Origin of the sequence: Pseudomonas typographi (assembly GCF_014694385.1) — a bacterium.
GTDB classification, from domain to species: domain Bacteria; phylum Pseudomonadota; class Gammaproteobacteria; order Pseudomonadales; family Pseudomonadaceae; genus Aquipseudomonas; species Aquipseudomonas typographi.
Genome location: NZ_JAAOCA010000004.1, coordinates 177,020 through 196,903 on the forward strand (window position 1 = coordinate 177,020; position 19,884 = coordinate 196,903).

Below are 19,884 nucleotides of genomic sequence, written 5' to 3' on the forward strand. Positions count from 1 at the left end.
ACTATAAACCAGCCGGCGCGGCCCACCGCTCGGTCATAGGATATACGGTTATTTGAGCAGCACCAGCGCACGGGCGCGCCGGTATGTTAGAACTTTCAAGGACGAACCATCATGAACCGCAGGCAAACAGGCTTGACCTTGGTCGAGCTGCTGGTGGCATTGGGGTTGCTGGCGCTGTTGGCGCATTGGGGCGCCACGGGGCTGGCGCCACTGCTGGAGCAACAGCGGCGTAGCACCTTAGCCGAAGACCTCGCCCACGGGTTGCGCGCGGCCAAGGTGGAAGCGATCCAGCGTAACCACCGGGTGATCGTGCAACCCATCGGCGGCAACTGGGCGCAGGGTTGGCACATGATCGCCGACCAAACCGGGGGCGGCGCAGCGGATGAGCGCAACCCGCTGTTGCAAGTACGCTACGGCCAGCCCCCGGCAAGGGTGGTACCCACGCCCAACGCGGCGGCGCAGGTGGCCTTCGACTACCTGGGCCGGCCGGTGCTGCCGCACAACGGCTCGCTGGCAGCGTCGTTGCATCTGTGCAGCACGCACCGCCCGGGGGAGCACCTGCGGGTGGTGATCGCCCGCACGGGGCGGATCAGAATCAGCCGCGAGGTGCCGGCCGTGGACTTGTGCGCCCCATGAAACCGCTCAGTTCACTTGCTTTAGCCGCAGTTCCTTGGGCATGGAGAAGGTGATGTTCTCTTCCCGGCCCGCGAGCTCGTCGGCACCGCTGGCGCCCCAGGCGCGCAATTGCTCGATCACCCCACGCACCAGCACTTCCGGGGCTGAGGCGCCGGCGGTGATGCCAACCCGCTGGGCGCCGTCGAACCAGCGGCGGTCGAGGTCTTCGGCGCCGTCGATGAGGTACGCCGGGGTGGCCATGCGCTCGGCCAACTCACGCAGGCGGTTGGAGTTGGAGCTGTTCGGGCTGCCCACCACCAAAACCACGTCGCACTCGCTGGCCAGTTGCTTCACCGCGTCTTGGCGATTTTGCGTGGCGTAGCAGATGTCGTCTTTGCGCGGCCCGCCGATATTGGGAAAACGCGCGCGCAGCGCGTCGATCACTCGGCTGGTGTCGTCCATCGACAAGGTGGTCTGGGTCACGAAGGCCAAGCTGTCGGGGTTGCGCACTTGCAACTGGCCCACGTCGTGCTCGTCTTCGACCAGGTAGATGGCGCCGCCATTGCTGGCGTCGTACTGGCCCATGGTGCCTTCCACCTCGGGGTGGCCCTGGTGGCCAATAAGGATGGTTTCGCGGCCATCACGGCTGTAGCGGGCCACCTCGATGTGCACCTTGGTCACCAGTGGGCAGGTCGCGTCGAACACCTTCAGCCCGCGCCCGGCCGCTTCCTGGCGCACGGCCTGGGACACGCCGTGGGCGCTGAAGATCACGATCACGTTATCCGGCACTTGCTCGAGCTCTTCGACGAAGACCGCCCCGCGCGAGCGCAGGTCTTCGACCACAAACTTGTTGTGCACCACCTCGTGGCGCACATAGATCGGCGGCCCGAACACCTCCAAGGCGCGGTTGACGATCTCGATCGCGCGGTCCACACCTGCACAGAAGCCGCGGGGGTTGGCGAGTTTGATTTGCATAACGGGCTCCCGGCCAGCGGCCAGTGCCAAGGCTTAAAGCGCCTTGACGTCGATGATGTGCACTTCGAAAGTAAGCGTTTTGCCGGCCAGCGGGTGGTTGAAATCAACCGTTACCTGCTGCGCGTCGAAGGCTTTGACCACGCCGGGCAATTCGGTATTGGCCGCATCGTTGAAGATCACCAGCAAGCCCTCGGCAAGCTCCATGCCCTCGAACTGTGAACGCGGCATCAGTTGAACGTTCTGCGGGTTGGGTTGGCCGAAGCCGTTCTCCGGCGGGATTACCAGCGTGCGTTCGTCACCGGCCTTGAAACCGAACAGCGCCGCCTCGAAGCCGGGCAACAGGTTGCCATCACCTACCTGGAACACCGCCGGTGCCTTGTCGAAGGTGCTGTCGACGGTATCGCCGTTTTCCAGATGCAGGGCAAAGTGCAGTGTGACCTCGGTGTTCTGGCCGATGCGCGTATCAGTCATGGGCCTTTTCTCCGGACTTCTTCGATTTGAACATATCCAGGGCCAGCATCACCGCGCCCACGGTAATCGCGCTGTCGGCCACATTGAAGGCCGGGTAGCGCCAAGTGTCGCGCCAGTGCACGTAGATGAAGTCGATCACATGGCCGAGGACCATGCGGTCGTAGAGGTTGCCCAGTGCCCCGCCCAGCACCAATGCCAGGGCGATGGCCAGCCAGGTGTCCTGCCGGCCCAGGCGTTTGAGCCACACCAGCAGCACCGCGCTGACGACAATGGCAATGGCCGCGAACAGCCAACGTTGCCAGCCGGAATGGTCGGCCAGGAAGCTGAAGGCCGCGCCGGTATTGTAGGCCAGTGTCCAACTGAACAGGTCGGGGATCACCACGATTTGATCGTACAAGCCCAGGGTGTGCTCGAACCAGGCCTTGCTGGCCTGGTCGATGATGAACACCAGGGCGCTGAGCCACAGCCAGCCCAGGCGCCCGAAGCGCCCTGCCGATTCACGCATAGTGGCGCACCTCACCCGCTCCGCTGATGTTGCTGGCGCAGCGGCCGCAGATTTCCGAGTGTTCCGGGTTCACCCCCACGTCCTGGCAAAAATGCCAGCAGCGGGCGCACTTGGTGCCGTCGGCCTTCGCCACGTGCAGCTTGAGCCCACCCAGCTCGGTGGCCACGGCATCGGCCGGGGCCTGGGCGAAGGGTGCCAGCGTGGCCTTGGAGGTGATCAGCACAAAGCGCAGTTCGTCGCCCAATTTGGCCAGGTCCGCGCTCAGGGTATCATCCGCGTACAGCGTGACCTGCGCCTGCAGGTTGCCACCGATCACCTTGGCCGCGCGCTGGTTTTCGAGCTCTTTGTTCACCGCCCCCTTGACCGCCATCACGCCAGCCCAATAGGAACGGCCCAGTTCAACGCCTTGCGGTAATACGGCCAAGCCTTCGTACCAGGTATTGAGCATCACCGATTCGTTGCGCTCGCCCGGCAGGTATTGCCAGATCTCGTCGGCGGTGAACGCCAGGATCGGCGCGATCCAGCGCACCAGCGCCTCGGCGATGTGGTACAGCGCCGTTTGGCACGAGCGGCGGGCGACGCTATTGGCGGCGGTGGTGTATTGGCGGTCCTTGATGATGTCGAGGTAGAACCCGCCCAACTCCTGGACACAGAAGTTATGCACCTTAGAGTAGACGTTCCAGAAGCGGTACTCGCTGTAGTGCTCCTGCAACTCACGCTGCAGTAGCAGGGCGCGGTCCACGGCCCAGCGGTCGAGCGCCAGCATGTCTTCGCTGGCCAGCAGGTGCTGGGCGGGGTCGAAGCCCTTGAGGTTCGAGAGCAAAAAGCGCGCGGTGTTACGGATGCGCCGGTAGGCGTCGGCGCTGCGCTGCAGAATTTGGTCCGACACCGCCATCTCGCCGGAATAATCGGTAGAGGCGATCCATAGCCGCAGGATGTCGGCGCCCAATGTGTCGTTGACTTTCTGCGGCGCGATCACGTTGCCCAGAGACTTGGACATCTTGCGGCCGTTCTCGTCCACGGTGAAGCCGTGGGTCAGCAGCGCACGATAAGGGGCATGGCCATCGATGGCGCAGCCGGTCAGCAAGGAGGAATGGAACCAACCACGGTGCTGGTCGGAGCCTTCCAGGTAAAGGTCCGCACGCGGGCCCACGGCGTGGCCCAATGGGTGCGAGCCGCGCAACACGTGCCAATGGGTGGTGCCGGAATCGAACCACACGTCCAAGGTGTCGGCGATCTTGTCGTACTGGGCGGCTTCATCGCCCAGCAGCTCGGCGGCGTCGAGCTTGAACCAGGCTTCGATGCCCGCTTGCTCCACACGTTGGGCCACCTGCTCCATCAGCTCGACGGTGCGCGGATGCAGCTCGCCGGTTTGCTTGTGCAGGAAGAACGGGATCGGTACCCCCCAGTTGCGCTGGCGCGAAATGCACCAGTCGGGGCGCCCGGCAATCATCGAGTGCAGGCGTGCCTTGCCCCAGTCGGGTACGAACGCGGTCTGTTCGATGGCGGCCAACGAGCGCTGGCGCAGGGTTGCACCTGCCACCGGTGGTGTGTCCATGCCCACGAACCATTGTGCGGTGGCGCGGTAGATCAGCGGCGTTTTGTGGCGCCAGCAGTGCATGTAGCTGTGGGTGATGGTTTCGGTGTGCATCAGCGCATCGACTTCGCGCAGCTTCTCGACGATCGCCGGGCTTGCCTTCCAGATGAACTGGCCACCGAAGAACTCAAGGTTATCGACATACACGCCGTTGCTTTGCACCGGGGTGAGAATGTCGTCGTTGCTCATGCCATAGCGCTTGCAGGTGACGAAGTCGTCCTCCCCGTAGGCCGGTGCGGAGTGCACGACACCGGTGCCGGCGCCCAGCTCTACGTAGTCGGCCAAGTACACCGGCGACAGGCGCGAGTAGAACGGGTGGCGAAATGCAAGGTTCTCCAGCGCCGCGCCCAGCGCCGTGGCGATCACCTGGCCTTCGCGGCCGTAGCGTTTCAGGCAGCTTTCGACCAGTTCCTCGGCCAGCACCAGCAGGCGGTCGCCCACATCCACCAGCGCATAGGTGAATTCCGGGTGCACGTTCAGGGCCTGGTTGGCAGGGATCGTCCACGGGGTGGTGGTCCAGATCACGATACCGGCGGGCTTCTCCAGCCCCTGCAGGTTGAAGGCGCGGGCCAGGGCCGCCGGGTCGGCAACCGGGAACGCCACATCGATGGTGGTGGATTTTTTGTCGGCATATTCCACTTCGGCCTCGGCCAGCGCCGAACCGCAATCGAAGCACCAGTTCACCGGTTTCAAACCCTTGAACACGAAACCGCCGCGGACCATCTCGGCCAACGCGCGGATCTCACCGGCCTCGTTGGCGAAGTCCATGGTTTTGTAGGGGTTGCCCCAGTCGCCAAGCACGCCCAGGCGGATGAACCCGGCCTTTTGCTCTTCGATCTGCTCGCCGGCGTAGGCGCGGCACAGTTCGCGGGTTTTATCGGCCGGCAAGCCCTTGCCGTGGGTCACCTCCACCTTGTGCTCGATCGGCAGGCCGTGGCAGTCCCAACCCGGCACATAGGGGGCGTCGAAGCCTGCCAGGGTTTTGGAGCGCACGACCATGTCCTTGAGGATCTTATTGACCGCATGACCGAGGTGAATGCTGCCGTTGGCGTAGGGCGGGCCGTCGTGCAGCAGGAAGGTGGGCCGGCCCTGGCCGATTTCACGCAGCTTCTGGTACAGGCCAATGCTGTCCCAGCGCTGGAGGGTCTGCGGCTCGCGCTGTGGCAAGCCGGCCTTCATCGGGAAGTCGGTGTCCGGAAGGTTAAGCGTGGCTTTGTAGTCGGTCATTTCAGGCTCTTCGAATGGGCTTGCCAAAAGGCTTGGGCGGCGGCGACGTCCGCATCGATCGCCGACTTCAGCGCCTCCAACGAGGCAAAACGCTGCTCATCGCGCAGCTTATGGTGGAACTGTACCGCCAGGCGCTGGCCGTAAAGGTCGCCCCGAAAACCCAGTAAATGGACCTCCAGGTGCGGCCGGCCGTCGCCCGCGACGGTGGGGCGCACGCCGATATTGGCAGCGCCAGGGTAGCGAACACCGTTCACCTTGGTGCTGACCAGGTACACACCGGCCAACGGCACACGGCGCCGCTTGAGCTGCACGTTGGCGGTAGGCCAGCCAAGCTGGCGGGCCAGCTTTTGCCCGTGCAATACACGCCCGGCAATCAGGAACGGGCGCCCTAGCAACTGTTCGGCCAGGGCGAAATCGGCCACGGCCAACGCATTGCGCACCTGGGTGCTGCTAACCCGAACACCGCCCTGCTCCACCGTTGGCGCCGCCTCGACGGTAAAGCCCAGGCGCACGCCAGCCCCCGTGAGAAAAGCGAAGTCGCCCAAGCGGTCACAACCGAAACGAAAGTCATCGCCCACTTCCAGGTGCCGCACGCCAAGCCCGGCGACCAGGATGGTGTCGACGAACTCGGCGGCACTGAGCCGGCTCAAGCGCTGGTTGAACGGCAAGCACAACACCCGGTCGATGCCCTCGGCGCGCAGCAGCTCGATTTTGTCGCGCAAGCGTGCCAGGCGCGCCGGGGCGGTGTCGGGGGCGAAGTATTCCCTTGGCTGCGGCTCGAACAGTATCACGCAACTGGGCACCCCCAACTCGTACGCACGCTCACGCAACCGTGCCAGGATCGCCTGGTGGCCACGGTGCACGCCATCGAAGTTGCCAATGGTGGCAACGCAGCCCCGATGCTGGGGGTGCAGGTTGTGAAGGCCTCGAACCAGCTGCATAACGCGCTTCTTGCTCATAAAGTGGGCGATTATAACCACACCGGAGGTCGCAGGACAGGCAAGTACGCCCCCGGCAGGCGGTTAGCGGATAAAAGTACGCCACGGCGTTTCAATGCAAGCCACGGCGGGCAAAATCCTTGAGGCGAAAACCCAGCCCAAGCAATACACTGAAATACACCGCCACCCCCACGGCCACCAACACCGCCAAGCGCAGCAAACGCTCAAGCATACCCCCCGCCCCCCAAGCCGGCATCCACAACATGACCCCATACAACGCAGCCGCCATCGCCAGCACCGCGAGCAACAGCTTGCCCAGGAACGGCGCCCATCCCGGCTGGGGCTGAAACAAACCTTGGCGGCGCAACTGCCAATACAGCATCGCCGCATTGAGTGTGGCGCCGCCGCTGATTGCCAGGGCCAGGCCCGCGTGCTTGAGCGGTACGATGAACGCCAGGTTGAGCAACTGGGTCACCACCAGCGTGAAGATGGCGATCTTCACCGGTGTGCGAACGTTCTGCTGGGCATAGAACCCAGGCGCGAGCACTTTGATCAAGATGATCCCGAGCAGGCCCACGGCGTAGGCCACCAATGCACGCTGGGTCATGGCGGCATCGAACGCATCGAACTTGCCGTATTGGAACAGCGACACGGTCAGGGGCTCGGCCAGCAGCGCCAGGGCCACCGAGCACGGCAGTACCAGCACGAAGCACAGGCGCAGGCCCCAGTCGAGAATGCGCGAATACTCGTCGCGGTCTTTGTTGGCGTAGGTTTTGGCCAGGGTCGGCAGCAAAATGGTACCCAGCGCCACGCCCAACACGCCCGACGGCAACTCCATGAGCCGGTCGGCGTAATACATCCACGACACCGAGCCGGCCGCCAGAAACGAGGCGAAAATGGTGTTGATGATCAGCGATACCTGGCTTACCGACACCCCGAGGATCGCCGGCAGCATCTTGCGCATCACCCGCCGCGTGCCACTGTGCCGCCAGGCGATGCGCGGCAGCACCAGCATGCCGATCTTCTTCAGGTGCGGCAGTTGGTAGAGTATCTGTAGTACCCCACCCGCCAGCACCCCCCAGGCCAGCACCATCACCGGCGGGTCGAAATACGGGGTGAGAAACAACGCAAAGCCGATTTGGCTGACATTAAGCAAGGTGGGCGTGAACGCCGGCACCGAGAACCGGTTCCAGGTATTGAGCACAGCCCCCGCCAGCGACGACAGTGAGATCAGCAATATATAAGGAAAGGTCACACGCAACAGCGCGCTGGTGAGCTGGAATTTCTCGGGGGTGTTGGCAAAACCCGGCGCCGTGAGCCAGATCACCCAGGGCGCGGCCAACACCCCCAGTACCGTGACCAGCGCCAGGGCCAGGGTGAGCATGCCCGCCACATAGGCCACGAAGGTCCGGGTCGCCTCCTCACCCTGTTGGTGCTTGTATTCGGCCAGGATGGGCACGAACGCTTGGGAAAACGCCCCCTCGGCGAAAATGCGCCGCAGCAGGTTAGGCAACTTGAAAGCGATGAAGAACGCGTCGCTGGCCATGCCGGCACCGAAGATCCGTGCAATCAGGGTATCGCGCACGAAACCTAGTACCCGCGAAATCATGGTGATCGAACTGACAGCGGCCAAGGATTTGAGCAAATTCATGTAGGCTTGCGCGCCGGGGGAAAAGCCCGTGAGTGTAACCCGCCACGCCCGGAAAGAAAGCCGCTTTCGCCCACGTAACCATTTAGCGGAACCCGCCCTTCGCCCTTGACATCGGGGCGCGGCATCGGCATGATTCGCGGCCTTATTTGTTTGCTTAACACTAAGTCTTTCCAAGGAGCTCGACGGTGGCCAACTCACCTTCCGCCAAAAAACGTGCAAAACAGGCTGAGAAGCGTCGCAGCCACAACGCCAGCCTGCGGTCCATGGTCCGCACCTACATCAAGAATGTAGTCAAGGCCATCGCCACCAAAGACGCCGACAAAGCCCAGACCGCCTACACCCTGGCTGTGCCCGTCATCGACCGCATGGCCGATAAAGGCATCATCCACAAGAACAAGGCCGCTCGCCACAAGAGCCGCCTGAACGCCCACGTCAAGGCGCTCAAAGCGGCTTGATCGGCGTGCTGTTCTAAAAAAACCGGCCTGATGATGGCCGGTTTTTTTATTTCATCTTGTGCGGGGCCGGCCCACCACACTCCCATGAACATCCGGATCAAGGCATCAACTGATGCGGCCCGGCTGGGATGTCGCTTCGTCGACGTCGGCCATCGTTATCGGGTGATGATCGTGAATTCTTTGCCCCGGCCTTCATTGATGGGAATCGGCTGCGAAAGATAGCCGTTCGCTGGGTTGCGAACATAGGCCAGGTATTCGTTCTCGTGATCGAAGGCGTTTTCCGCCAGGATCGGCGTGCCGGTCTTTAAATGCGGTTCGAGCAGCTTGAGCACGGGAAGATAAAGGCTGAATGCACCGTCCAGCAGGACGAAGTCGATCTGGCCGCCAACCTCAAGCAGCGTTTCGCGCGCGTCCCCCACTCGGATTTCAACCAGATCGGTAAGCCCGGCAGCTTCCAGATTGGCGCGCGCTCGGGCTGCCTTGCCGGGTTCCAGCTCAGTACCAATCAGATGCCCGCCACCCTTGTCGCGCAGCGCGGCGGCGAGATGGAGGGTTGAAACCCCCATCGACGTGCCGAATTCGACAATGCGCGTCGCCCCGCGGGCGCATGCGCACTGGTAAAGGAAGCGGCCGTAAGCTGGCGTGACGTTGAGGAAATTTTCCGCGTAGCCCCGGTAGACGCCCTGCAGGTCGCGCTTTTCAGCCGCCATCAGGTCGGCGATGGTGCTGGCGAAGACATGTTCCGCCTGCTCGCCATGGTCGGCCTCGAACTGATCCATTAGCCCCTTGTCAGCCTGATCTGCTTACTGGAAAAGTTGCTGCAAGGTTTGCGCAACGGGCCCGGTACTCAGTGAATCCATGGTTTTTGCTCCAATGCCGATGGCCGGGAGGTTTTCATCGGCCTTGCTACGATAGTAGGGAGCGGTCCCTTTGGCAGCATTGGGAAACCATGCCAATATATTCGTAATTCCTGCCAATCCACAGCGCGTTCGCTGCCGGCCAAATGCTATGCCCGTCCTGACCGATCTCACTGATCCCGCCGATTGGGCCGATCCCGATGCCGTGCCGCGCCCGGTAGTGACCTTCGGGGCCTGCGGCATTGACGCAACCTCGACGCCGATGGGCTGGACCAGCTGGAGAAGGATTTCCACCGCCATCGTAAGGGGCAACTGATGCTGTTGCTTCGCGGCGTGCTGAGCTGTGAGGTTGAAGGTAGCCTGTGGATCGTGCCTGCGCAGAGTGCGTTGTGGGTGCCGGGCGATGTCCTGCACAAGGTCAAGGCCGCCGGCATGATCGAGGTCTACGTGGCCTTCATCGATTCGGCTGTCGCGTCGGAACTTCCTTTAAGGTGCTGCGCGGTCTCGACCACGCCGTTGTTACGCGAATTAGTGATCCGTTCCGCGCAGCTTCCATTGCTCTATCCAGAAGCCGGCGCCGAATCGCATTTGGTCACGCTCCTTCTGGATGAGCTCGCAGTCGCCACCATCGGGACGCTGCATCTCCCCATGCCGGCTGATGGTCGGCTTCGCAAGATCGTGGAGGCGATCATCGACAAGCCGGATGACCGAGGCACCGTGCAAACCTGGGCGCGACGCGTGGGGCTAAGCGAGCGCACCCTGGCGCGCCTGCTGGCGCAGCAAACCGGCATGAGCTTCGGCCGCTGGCGGCAGCAGCTCCACCTGATGCTTGCCGTAGAGTGGCTGAGCACGGGTGCCTCAGTGCAGCGGGTCGCTGACAATCTTGGCTACGAAAGCGCGGGCAGTTTCGTCACAATGTTTCGCAAGGCGCTTGGCACGTCGCCCCATCGTTATATAGCGCAAAGGCAACAGGCCTGATGTTGCCCACGCAGTTCGACACGTGCCCGATCCGTAGGGGCCTGTTACGCTCCTACCGAAATGGAGACAACCGATCCGTTCAGGTGCCCGAACGGCCGACTCTACAGGATCAAGGTCGAAGTCGGTGTGCTTCCCAAAAGCCGGCGACCATGCACGCCTAATGCGCCACGTAGCACGCTGGCTAACGCACCGGCACCGCGGCATCGGCCCACGGCAAAATCGGAATCGCCGTGACCGCATTCTGCGGGCTACCCTCGATCAACCGGTCGCTGTACACCAGGTACACCAGCGTGTTGCGCTTGCGATCGAAAAAGCGCACCACCTGCATGGTCTTGAACACCAGCGAGGTACGCTCCTTGAACACCACCTCGCCGTCTTCCAGTGGCGTGGCAAAGCGTATCGCCCCCACTTGCCGGCAGGCGATCGACGCCTCGGCGCGGTCTTCGGCAAGGCCCAAGCCGCCCTTCACGCCGCCGGTTTTGGCGCGCGAGAGGTAACAGGTGACCCCCTCTACCTTCGGGTCATCGAAGGCTTCGACCACGATCTTGTCGTTCGGCCCCACGAACTTGAACACAGTCGACACCTCGCCCACCTGTTCGGCCCGCGCCCACAAGGGCAGCAAGCACAGCAGCCACAACGCGCGCCTCATACCAACACCAGGTTATCGCGGTGCACCAGCTCTGGTTCGGCCATGTAACCCAGCGCCCGATCGATCGCATCGGAGGGCAAGCCGATAATCTTTTGTGCCTCGACCGCGCTGTAGTTGCTCAAACCGCGGGCCACCTCGCGCCCATCCGGCGCCAGGCACACCACCATCTCGCCACGGCGAAAGCCGCCCTGTACAGCCTTGACGCCCACCGGCAGCAGGCTTTTGTGCCCTTCGAGCAAGGCCTGTACGGCGCCTGCATCAAGGGTAAGCGACCCTCGGGTTTGCAGGTGGCCAGCCAGCCATTGCTTGCGCGCGGCGACCATGCCGCGCTCCGGCGACAACAGCGTGCCGATACGCTCACCCGCCTTGAGGCGGTCGAGCACCCGCTCGATGCGCCCCCCCACGATCAGCGTGTGTGCGCCAGAACGGGCCGCCAGGCGCGCGGCGCGCAGTTTGGTTTGCATGCCGCCGCGCCCCAAGGCACCGCCAGTGCCACCGGCTACCGCGTCCAGGCTGGGGTCGTCGGCACGGGCCTCGCTGATGAGGTGGGCATCGGGGTGCTTGCGCGGGTCGGCGTCGAACATGCCATCGCGGTCGGTGAGGATCACCAGCAGGTCGGCCTCTACCAGGTTGGCCACCAGCGCGGCCAAGGTGTCGTTGTCACCAAAGCGGATTTCGTCGGTTACGACCGTGTCATTCTCGTTGATGACCGGGACCACACCCAGCCCGACCAGGGTGCGCAGGGTGCTGCGCGCGTTGAGGTAACGTTTGCGGTCGGAGAGGTCGTCGTGGGTGAGCAGGATCTGCGCCGTGTGGCGGCCATGCTGGCCGAAGCTTGACTCCCAAGCCTGCACCAAGCCCATTTGGCCGATCGCGGCGGCAGCTTGCAGCTCGTGCATCGCGCTGGGCCGGGTGCTCCAGCCCAGGCGGCTCATACCGGCCGCCACCGCACCAGACGAGACCAGCACCAGCTCTACGCCGGCCTGGTGCAAGGCCACCATTTGCTCGACCCAAACGCCCATTGCCGCACGGTCGAGCCCCTTACCGTCGGCCGTCAGCAGTGCGCTACCGATCTTCACGACCCAGCGCCGCGCGCTCGTCACCTTGCTCCGCATCATCATCAACCTGACCAAATCATGGAATCAAAAACGCCGCTCAAGAGAGCGGCGTTCAGTGTACTGCAATGCTTCAGTCGCGCACGTAAATGATTTCCGGGCCATCTTCGTCATCGGCATCGTCCCAGTCGTCATCGTCGCCGATGTCGTGCACGCTTTTAACGCCACTGCGGCGCAATGCACGGGCGTCGTCCAGCGCTTGCAACTGGGCGCGGGCCTCGTCCTCGACACGCTGGTCGAGCTCGGCCAGCTCTTCGGCGTAGGCCGGGTCTTCGGCCATGCGCTCGGCACGTTCTTCGAGGTAACGCATGATGTCGTAGCTAAGCCGCTCGGTCCCCTGCTTGGCCAGTGCCGAAATCACATACACCGGCCCCTCCCATTGCAGGCGCTCGACCACGGCCTTTACCTGTTCTTCGTGCTCTTCTTCGAGCAATTGGTCACACTTGTTCAACACCAACCAGCGGTCGCGGTCGGCCAAGGCCGGGCTGAACTTCACCAGTTCGTTCACGATCACCTCGGCGGCATCGGCCGGGTCGCTACCGTCCATTGGCGCCATGTCCACCAGGTGCAGCAACAGGCGGGTGCGTGCCAGGTGCTTGAGGAAGCGAATCCCCAAGCCCGCACCGTGGGATGCACCTTCGATCAGCCCCGGGATGTCAGCGACCACGAAGCTTTTCCAGCGGTCTACGCTGACCACACCGAGGTTCGGCACCAAGGTGGTGAACGGGTAATCGGCCACCTTTGGCTTGGCGGCCGACACCGAACGGATGAACGTGCTTTTACCGGCGTTGGGCAAGCCCAACAGGCCCACGTCTGCGAGCACTTTCATCTCAAGCTTCAGGTCGCGCTGGTCGCCCAGCTTACCCGGGGTGGTCTGGCGCGGCGCGCGGTTGGTGCTGGACTTGAACCGGGTGTTACCCAGGCCATGCCAGCCGCCTTGCGCCACCATGATGCGCTGGCCAGCCTTGACCAGGTCGCCGATCACTTCCTGGGTGCTGGCATCGATGATGGTGGTGCCTACCGGCACGCGCAACTCGAGGTCTTGGCCCTTGGCACCGGTGCAGTCGGTGCTGCCGCCATTCTCCCCGCGCTGGGCGTCGAAATGGCGCGTGTAACGGTAGTCCACCAGGGTGTTGAGGTTCTCATCGGCCACCATGTACACCGAGCCACCATCCCCGCCATCGCCACCGTTGGGGCCGCCATTTTCGATGAACTTCTCACGCCGGAAGCTCATGCAGCCGTTACCACCATCACCCGCTTTGACGCGGATGGACACTTCATCTACAAACTTCATGATTCACGCCTCTCGCCGCCAGGGCGAGCGTTTGAGCTTAAAAGACATAAGGCTCTTGCAAAACTGAGCGCAGCGCCGCCATCCACCTTACTTAAGAACCCGCGCTAGCAGCCCAAGCAAACCTTTGCAAGAGACTCACCACAAACAAAAAAGCCCCGTCGCGAGACAGGGCTTTTGCAGCGAACGCGCGGTCAGGCCGCAACGACGCTCACGTAACGGCGGCTGAATTCGCCCTTGACTTCGAACTTGACGACACCCTCGATCTTGGCGAACAGAGTGTGGTCTTTGCCGATGCCAACACCGTAGCCGGCGTGGAACTGGGTGCCACGCTGGCGAACGATGATGTTGCCGGCCTTGATGACCTGGCCGCCGAACATTTTCACGCCAAGGCGTTTACTTTCGGAATCGCGACCGTTACGAGTACTACCACCCGCTTTTTTGTGTGCCATGAGTTCAATACTCCTGTTGGGGCTTCAGGCGCGAATCAGGCCTGAATACCGGTGATTTTGATCTCGGTGAACCACTGGCGGTGGCCCATGCGCTTCATGTGGTGCTTGCGGCGACGGAACTTGATGATGCGCACTTTATCGTGACGGCCTTGCGACACGACTTCAGCGACCACCGTGGCCCCGGCGACCACAGGCGCGCCGATGTTCACGTCATCGCCATTGGCGACCAGCAGAACGCGATCGAAGGTCACGGATTCGCCAGTGGCGACTTCCAGTTTCTCGACCTTCAGGTATTCACCTTCGGCGACTTTATACTGTTTGCCACCGGTAACGATTACAGCGTACATGGATGTTTCTCCGATAATCCTGCTCACCCAGCGCTTTGGAATAGGTATGTTGGCTGGCATGGCTGCAACGGGCTGGAAACCCTTGTGCAATTGCGTAAGGCAGGTGATGCCCAGGAAGTTCAGGGTGCGCGATTGTACGCAACCCGGCCACCCTGCGCAAGGGTGTGGGACAAGCGGCACGCTCACCGCGCAGGCCCATGCCTTGACAGCCCCCCACGTGGCACCTAGCATGCCGCGCAACCCTATTGGAGCCTTTGTCGCTGATGCAACCCCAAGCTTTCTACCGCGTGGTGGCGGCCGATTTTAGCGCCGTCGACGAGATCATCAAGCAGCAGCTCACCTCACGCGTACCGCTGGTGTCGAAAATCGGCGACTACATCACCTCGGCCGGCGGCAAGCGCTTGCGCCCGCTGCTGGTGCTGCTGTGCGGCAAGGCCCTGGGCCATTCCGGCGACGACCTGCGCCTGCTGGCCGCCATTATCGAGTTCCTGCACACCGCCACCTTGTTGCACGACGACGTGGTCGACATGTCGGGTATGCGCCGTGGCCGCTCCACGGCCAATGCCAAGTGGGGCAACGCCCCCAGCGTGCTGGTCGGTGACTTCCTTTATTCACGCTCGTTCGAAATGATGGTGCAACTCGGCTCGATGCCGGTGATGCGCATCCTCTCGCACGCCACCCGGGTGATTGCCGAAGGCGAAGTGCTGCAACTGACCAAAGTGCGTGATGCCAGCACCACCGAAGCCACCTACATGGAAGTGATCCGCGGCAAAACCGCGATGCTCTTCGAGGCCTCCACCCACAGTGCCGCCGCGCTGGCAGGGGCCAGCGAACAGCAATGCGACGCCTTGCGCCAGTTCGGTGACCACCTGGGCGTGGCCTTCCAACTGGTCGACGACGTGCTCGATTACCGCGGCGACGCCGAAGACCTGGGCAAGAACGTGGGCGACGACCTGGCCGAAGGCAAACCCACGCTGCCGCTGATTTACACCATGCGCGAAGGCACCGCCGAGCAAGCCGCGCTGGTGCGCCAGGCGGTCCAGAAAGGCGGCCTGGACGACCTCGAGCGAATCCGCGACGCCGTCGAGGCTTCCGGGGCGCTAGACTATACCGCCCAGCTGGCTCGCGACTATGCCGCCAAGGCTATTGCCTGCCTCAGCGTATTGCCCCGTGGCGAAGTGCGCGACGCGCTGGTGGAACTGAGCGAGTTCGCCGTCGCCCGCACCCACTGAGGCACATTACGGTGCCGATGCCGCGCCTTGGCGCGGCGTTTTCATTTTACCGACCGAGATTGCCCCATGAGTGCCCTGCCCCCCTGCCCCCAGTGCAACAGCGAATACACCTATGAAGACGGCGTGCTGTACGTATGCCCCGAATGCGCACACGAATGGCCCGCCCAAGGCGAAGCCCAAACCGATGACAGCCCCCAGGTTCGCGACTCGGTCGGCAATGTACTGCAAGACGGCGACACCGTCACGGTGATCAAGGACCTCAAGGTCAAAGGCACATCGTTGGTGGTGAAGGTGGGCACCAAGGTCAAGAACATCCGCCTGTGCGAAGGCGACCACGACATCGATTGCAAGATCGACGGCATCGGCGCGATGAAGCTCAAATCGGAGTTCGTGCGCAAAGCTTGACCGGCGTCACTTGCTTTTCTGTAAATAGTAATTATTCTCATTGAGGAACGATCTCAAGGAGAATGCCATGACCTATCTCATCGACGCCTGGCTCGAACGGCCGCAGCCTTACCTGCGCATCCTGCACCGCGAAACCGGCGAAGTTTGCGCGGTGCTGGGGCAAGAAGCCCTGGACGAGCTGCGCGACCAGGGTGACCTGGACCTCACCGGGCTTAACTCCAGCGAGCCGGTGGTGCTCAAGGAGTTAGTGCGCAATCTGTTTCTGTTTTGCTATGCGCGGGCCCTGCGGCCAGAGGTCGGGGCCCATTAGGCGCACGGCAGGTAGCAGGTAAATACCTGCCGCCCTTCACCTGCGCCCTGGTGTTTGGTCCTATAGTACTTCGAGCAACTCGACATCGAAAATCAGCGCGCTGTGCGGCGGGATGCTGCCCACGCCCTGGGCGCCGTAGGCCAGTTCGCTGGGCACGTACAAGCGCCATTTGCTGCCGGTATTCATCAATTGCAGGGCTTCGGTCCAGCCGGCAATCACACCGCCCACCGGAAATTCCGCCGGCTGGCCACGGTCGTACGAGCTGTCGAACACCGTGCCGTCTACCAACGTGCCATGGTAGTGGGTGCGTACGGTGTCGTCGCGGGAAGGTTTGGCACCCTCACCGGTGCTAAGCACTTCGAATTGCAGGCCCGAGGCCAGCGTAGTCACCCCGTCGCGCTGGCCGTTGCCGGTGAGGAACGCCCGGCCTGCTTCGCCAGCGGCTTCGGCCTTGGCCTGGGCTTCGGCTTGCATGAGTTCGCGAATCACGCGAAAGCTTGCATTGAGTTCCTCGGCACCCACTCGGCTCGGCTGGCCGCCAAAGGCATCGGCCAAGCCGGCCAGAATGGCCTCCAGGCGTACACCGGGTGGCGGGTTGTCACGGATCTGGTCGCCCAGTTGGCGGCCAATCCCATAGCTGACACGGGCTTCGTCGGTGGAGAGGTTCAGTTCGGACATCGGGCTGCTCCGTTGTGCAGGCCGCGAAATGCGGCCCGGCCAAAGGGCAGGCAGCCTAGCACATCAACGCAGGGTGTTCTCGCTCGAGCATGTCGTGGCAAAGGCCCGGACGACGAATGCCCTGGCGAGGGTAAAACGTCATAGCTCCGGGGTCGCCAGTTGCTCGCCCAGGTGCCGGCCACGGTCGGCGTTGATCTTGCGCAATTCCCCGTGCAGGTGAAGGTTCCAGATTTGCGGCTGTTCATCGACTTGGTAGCCGTGGAGGGTCAGGCTGTCGACGATGGCACCGAGCACTGATTCAGCCACTTTTGGCCCATGAAAAGGGCCCTGAGCCTTGACCGCAGAGGGTTGCTCGCCGGCCATGCCCGCAGCGAACAGCAGCGTCCAGATGCCCTGGTCACCGGCTACCGGGCGGATTATGCATTCGATGCGGGTTTGCAGCCCCAGGCATTGCCGTGTCAGGCTCATCGCGTGTTCCATGCGCTAGGCTCCTCGTGCTGATCTATGCATATGATTGCCTGAGCATAGACCACGGCGGCCGTGCCAAATCCCAGCCGCCCCCGCGGGCGGCGACGGGCGGTCGCAAAGCACAACAGATACCCGCCGCTGGCGGCAATGCTACTGGCAGCGTTTCACCTCCGCCAAGGCGTCGACCTGGTGCTCTTTTTCGGCCTCTTTAAGCTCCTCTTCGCTGAGCATTTCGGCAATGGCGCGCAAGCGCTCCACTACCAGGGCGTTCACGCTGCCGGCAGGGAACTGCCCGGCAGCATCCGGTGCCCCGGCAAGCTCACCGACCAACAGGCTTAACGCCTCATCGGCCTGGCTGACCGCATACACATGGAATTTGCCTTCGCGCACGGCCTTGAGCACGCGCTCATCGAGCATCAACGTGGCCACGTTGGCCTTGGGAATGATCGCGCCGTGCTCGCCGGTCAACCCACGTGCTTCGCAAAGGCGGAAAAACCCTTCGATTTTTTCGTTCACGCCGCCCACCGCCTGCACTTCGCCAAACTGGTTGATCGAGCCGGTGATGGCAAAGCATTGCTTGAGCGGTTTTTTCGATAAGGCCGAAATCAATGTACACGCTTCGCCCAATGACGCGCTGTCGCCATCGACATAGCCATAGGATTGCTCAAGGGCGATGCTGGCACTGATCGCCAGCGGAAACTCCTGAGCATAGCGGCTGCCGAGGTAGCCAGTGAGGATCATCACGCCCTTGGAGTGGATCGGCTGGCCAAGGTTGACCTCCCGCTCGATGTCGACAATGCCACTGCCGCCGGGGTACACCGTGGCGGAAATGCGTGCAGGTACGCCAAAGGCCGAATCGCCGACTTCCAGCACCGTGAGGCCGTTGCACTTGCCCACCGCGGCACCGTCGGTGTCGATCAGCACGATACCGGCTAGCATATCGTCGAGGATGCGTGCCGACACCCGGCCGGTGCGGGTGGCCTTGGCCTTGAGCGCGCGTTCGATGTGCCCGGCGTCAGTGTGGCTGGCACCGGCCACCTGGCGGATGAAATCGGCTTCGCTGACCAGTTGGAACAGGTCGCCGATCTTCGCCGACAAGCGCCCCTGGTGTTCGGCCAGGCGCGCGCTGTAGGTGGCCAGGCGCGCCACCGCGTCGGCGGTCAGGGGTGCCATGCCCTCTTCGGATGTGCGGGTTTTCAACAACTGGGCGAACTGCTCCAGGCTGTCTTCACCCATGGCGATGTCTTCGTCGAAGTCCACCAGTACGCGAAACATCTCCTGGAAGTCCGGGTCGTGGTCTTGCAGCGCGTAGTAAACCTGCCGCGAGCCCACGATCACCACCTTGACCTGCAGCGGGATCAGTTCCGGGGCCAGGGTGACGGTGGCCAAGCGGCCATATTCGCCCACCGGGGATTCCATTTTCAGCTTGCGCGACTGCAAGGCCCGCTTGAGGGCCTCCCACACGAACGGTTCAGCGAGCATCTTCTCCGCTTCGAGGATAAGAAAACCACCGTTGGCCTGGTGCAGCGCGCCAGGGCGCAGTTGCCGGTAGGAGGTGTACAACGCGCCTTGGTCGGTGCTGTACTCGATGCGCCCGAACAGGTTGTCGTAGGTAGGGTGCGGCTCGAACGCCACCGGCGCGCCCGCGCTGGCCCCATGCCCCACCACCAGGCTGGGGGCGTACTGCTCTTCGAGCATTTTGCGCGCCACCGCATCGTTCTTGGGCTCGTCGACGAACTGCTCTACCACCGTGCGCAGCAAGTTAACCTGCATGGCCTGCAGGTAACCGCATACCCCGGCATTCTCGGCATACTGCTGCGACAGCGGGCCCAGCAGCGGTTGCAGCGCCAAGGTGATGGTCTCTTCGTTGAGCTGGCGCAACTGGTTGCTCGATTCGCGCTTCCATTGCGGCAGGCTGGCCAATTCTTCGTTCAAGCGCTCTTCGAGCCCGGCGATGTCTTGGTGGAACCGCTCGCGCTCGGCCTCGCCCAGTTGTGAGAACTCCGCCTCGTCCAGCGCCTTGCCCTCAAGCATCGGGGTGAAGGCGATATTGCTGCTGTCACGGTACAACGCGATGCTTTTTTCCAATGCCAATCGCTCGATCACATCCAATGCGCGGTCGTAGCGATGGTTGAAAGCGCGGTCGATGGCGCTTTTCTTCTGTTGGTAGGAGGGGTGCTCGAACACCGCCGGAAAGGTCGCCAGCAGGTTGTCGATCAGCCCGCCGATGTCGGCAATGAAGGCGCTGGCACTGCCGGGCGGCAGCTCCAGCGCCTTGGGGTTGCGCGGCTCGTCGAAGTGGTTTACGTACACCCAGTCGCTGGGCGTGCGCAGGCGTTTGGCTTCGGTCTTGAGGTAGCGCTTGGCGAACGAAAAGCGCCCGGTACCCGGCTCGCCCATGACAAAAACGTTATAACCGGGGCGCGGCATCGCGACCCCGAACTGCAGCGCGTCTACAGCGCGCTCTTGCCCGAGCACGCCGCGAAACGGCTCCAAATCATCGGTGCTGGTGAAGCTGAACTGTTCAGCGGTAAAAGGGCGGGTAAGCGCCTCTGGGGCAACGCGCAGGCTGGCGGCAACAGAATCAGGCATCAGGTTTCCTTAACTTCCGGGCAAGGCTATTTCAGCATTCTGGCGCCCCCTGGCGCTACCGTGCAAGGCACTTGTG

21 protein-coding genes are annotated in these 19,884 nt (G+C 62.9%); 6 read left to right on the plus strand and 15 right to left on the minus strand.

All coding sequences use genetic code 11. The features are described from left to right. Positions 1–111 precede the first annotated feature (111 nt). On the plus strand, positions 112–636 hold the full coding sequence (locus HAQ05_RS04455) for a GspH/FimT family protein (RefSeq protein ID WP_190417804.1): 525 nt from the start codon (positions 112–114) through the stop codon (positions 634–636). A 6-nt stretch (positions 637–642) separates the two neighbouring features. Here HAQ05_RS04455 and ispH read toward each other — a convergent pair whose 3' ends face one another. From ispH to murJ, 6 genes are all read right to left on the minus strand, one after another. Further along, a complete protein-coding gene (ispH, locus tag HAQ05_RS04460; RefSeq protein ID WP_190417806.1) occupies positions 643–1,590 on the minus strand; it encodes a 4-hydroxy-3-methylbut-2-enyl diphosphate reductase in 948 nt (315 codons plus the stop codon). 33 nt (positions 1,591–1,623) lie between these two features. Continuing rightward, on the minus strand, positions 1,624–2,061 hold the full coding sequence (locus HAQ05_RS04465; RefSeq protein WP_190417808.1) for an FKBP-type peptidyl-prolyl cis-trans isomerase: 438 nt from the start codon (positions 2,059–2,061) through the stop codon (positions 1,624–1,626). Beyond that, on the minus strand, positions 2,054–2,566 hold the full coding sequence (gene lspA / locus HAQ05_RS04470) for a signal peptidase II (RefSeq protein ID WP_190417810.1): 513 nt from the start codon (positions 2,564–2,566) through the stop codon (positions 2,054–2,056). Before lspA ends, HAQ05_RS04465 begins: the two co-directional genes overlap by 8 nt. Then, positions 2,559–5,390, minus strand: a complete 2,832-nt coding sequence (gene ileS, locus HAQ05_RS04475; protein WP_190417813.1) for an isoleucine--tRNA ligase — start codon at positions 5,388–5,390, stop codon at positions 2,559–2,561. Before ileS ends, lspA begins: the two co-directional genes overlap by 8 nt. Then, a complete protein-coding gene (gene ribF / locus HAQ05_RS04480; RefSeq protein WP_190417815.1) occupies positions 5,387–6,331 on the minus strand; it encodes a bifunctional riboflavin kinase/FAD synthetase in 945 nt (314 codons plus the stop codon). Before ribF ends, ileS begins: the two co-directional genes overlap by 4 nt. A 109-nt stretch (positions 6,332–6,440) precedes the next feature. Then, positions 6,441–7,979 carry a murein biosynthesis integral membrane protein MurJ gene (murJ, locus tag HAQ05_RS04485; protein ID WP_190417816.1) on the minus strand — a complete coding sequence of 513 codons (1,539 nt, stop codon included), beginning with the start codon at positions 7,977–7,979 and terminating at the stop codon, positions 6,441–6,443. Between the two features lie 185 nt (positions 7,980–8,164). Between murJ and rpsT the strand changes: the two genes are divergently transcribed. Continuing rightward, positions 8,165–8,434 (plus strand): 30S ribosomal protein S20, encoded by a 270-nt coding sequence (rpsT, locus tag HAQ05_RS04490; protein WP_097087348.1) that lies wholly within the window; start codon positions 8,165–8,167, stop codon positions 8,432–8,434. Positions 8,435–8,589: 155 nt separating this feature from the next. Here rpsT and HAQ05_RS04495 read toward each other — a convergent pair whose 3' ends face one another. Continuing rightward, entirely contained in the window at positions 8,590–9,213 is a 624-nt protein-coding gene (locus tag HAQ05_RS04495) for an O-methyltransferase (RefSeq protein WP_238936456.1), read from the minus strand. Between the two features lie 393 nt (positions 9,214–9,606). Here HAQ05_RS04495 and HAQ05_RS04500 point away from each other — a divergent pair, with 393 nt between their 5' ends. Next, entirely contained in the window at positions 9,607–10,269 is a 663-nt protein-coding gene (locus HAQ05_RS04500; protein WP_202988038.1) for an AraC family transcriptional regulator, read from the plus strand. A gap of 181 nt (positions 10,270–10,450) precedes the next feature. On the opposite strand, the gene HAQ05_RS04505 is transcribed toward HAQ05_RS04500, so the two are convergent. From HAQ05_RS04505 to rplU, 5 genes are all read right to left on the minus strand, one after another. Further along, a complete protein-coding gene (locus HAQ05_RS04505) occupies positions 10,451–10,918 on the minus strand; it encodes a CreA family protein (RefSeq protein WP_190417819.1) in 468 nt (155 codons plus the stop codon). Then, complete coding sequence (proB, locus tag HAQ05_RS04510) at positions 10,915–12,033, minus strand: glutamate 5-kinase (RefSeq protein ID WP_190417910.1); 1,119 nt, start codon at positions 12,031–12,033, stop codon at positions 10,915–10,917. The genes HAQ05_RS04505 and proB overlap by 4 nt, the downstream gene beginning before the upstream one ends. A 73-nt stretch (positions 12,034–12,106) precedes the next feature. Continuing rightward, positions 12,107–13,327, minus strand: coding sequence for an Obg family GTPase CgtA (gene cgtA / locus HAQ05_RS04515; RefSeq protein ID WP_190417827.1), 1,221 nt, complete (start codon positions 13,325–13,327; stop codon positions 12,107–12,109). Positions 13,328–13,518: 191 nt separating this feature from the next. Next, positions 13,519–13,776, minus strand: coding sequence for a 50S ribosomal protein L27 (gene rpmA / locus HAQ05_RS04520; RefSeq protein ID WP_190417829.1), 258 nt, complete (start codon positions 13,774–13,776; stop codon positions 13,519–13,521). Positions 13,777–13,811: 35 nt separating this feature from the next. Then, positions 13,812–14,123 (minus strand): 50S ribosomal protein L21, encoded by a 312-nt coding sequence (gene rplU / locus HAQ05_RS04525; RefSeq protein WP_190417831.1) that lies wholly within the window; start codon positions 14,121–14,123, stop codon positions 13,812–13,814. A gap of 263 nt (positions 14,124–14,386) precedes the next feature. On the opposite strand from rplU, the gene HAQ05_RS04530 reads away from it, so the two are divergent. The 3 genes from HAQ05_RS04530 (at position 14,387) to HAQ05_RS04540 (ending at position 16,070) form a co-directional block, all read left to right on the plus strand. Next, positions 14,387–15,355, plus strand: a complete 969-nt coding sequence (locus tag HAQ05_RS04530; protein WP_190417833.1) for a polyprenyl synthetase family protein — start codon at positions 14,387–14,389, stop codon at positions 15,353–15,355. Positions 15,356–15,421: 66 nt separating this feature from the next. After that, positions 15,422–15,760 (plus strand): zinc ribbon domain-containing protein YjdM, encoded by a 339-nt coding sequence (locus HAQ05_RS04535; protein ID WP_190417835.1) that lies wholly within the window; start codon positions 15,422–15,424, stop codon positions 15,758–15,760. 67 nt (positions 15,761–15,827) lie between these two features. After that, positions 15,828–16,070, plus strand: coding sequence for a PA4570 family protein (locus HAQ05_RS04540; RefSeq protein ID WP_190417837.1), 243 nt, complete (start codon positions 15,828–15,830; stop codon positions 16,068–16,070). Between the two features lie 60 nt (positions 16,071–16,130). Here HAQ05_RS04540 and HAQ05_RS04545 read toward each other — a convergent pair whose 3' ends face one another. The 3 genes from HAQ05_RS04545 to HAQ05_RS04555 form a co-directional block, all read right to left on the minus strand. Continuing rightward, positions 16,131–16,748: a BamJ family beta-barrel-assembly machinery protein gene (locus HAQ05_RS04545; RefSeq protein WP_190417839.1), complete on the minus strand. Its 618-nt coding sequence runs from the start codon at positions 16,746–16,748 to the stop codon at positions 16,131–16,133. 138 nt (positions 16,749–16,886) lie between these two features. Further along, positions 16,887–17,228, minus strand: a complete 342-nt coding sequence (locus HAQ05_RS04550; RefSeq protein WP_190417842.1) for a PA4575 family protein — start codon at positions 17,226–17,228, stop codon at positions 16,887–16,889. A 138-nt stretch (positions 17,229–17,366) separates the two neighbouring features. Then, the gene (locus HAQ05_RS04555) at positions 17,367–19,808 is read right to left on the minus strand and encodes a Lon protease family protein (RefSeq protein ID WP_190417844.1); all 2,442 of its coding nucleotides are present in this window, start codon (positions 19,806–19,808) and stop codon (positions 17,367–17,369) included. Positions 19,809–19,884 lie beyond the last annotated feature (76 nt).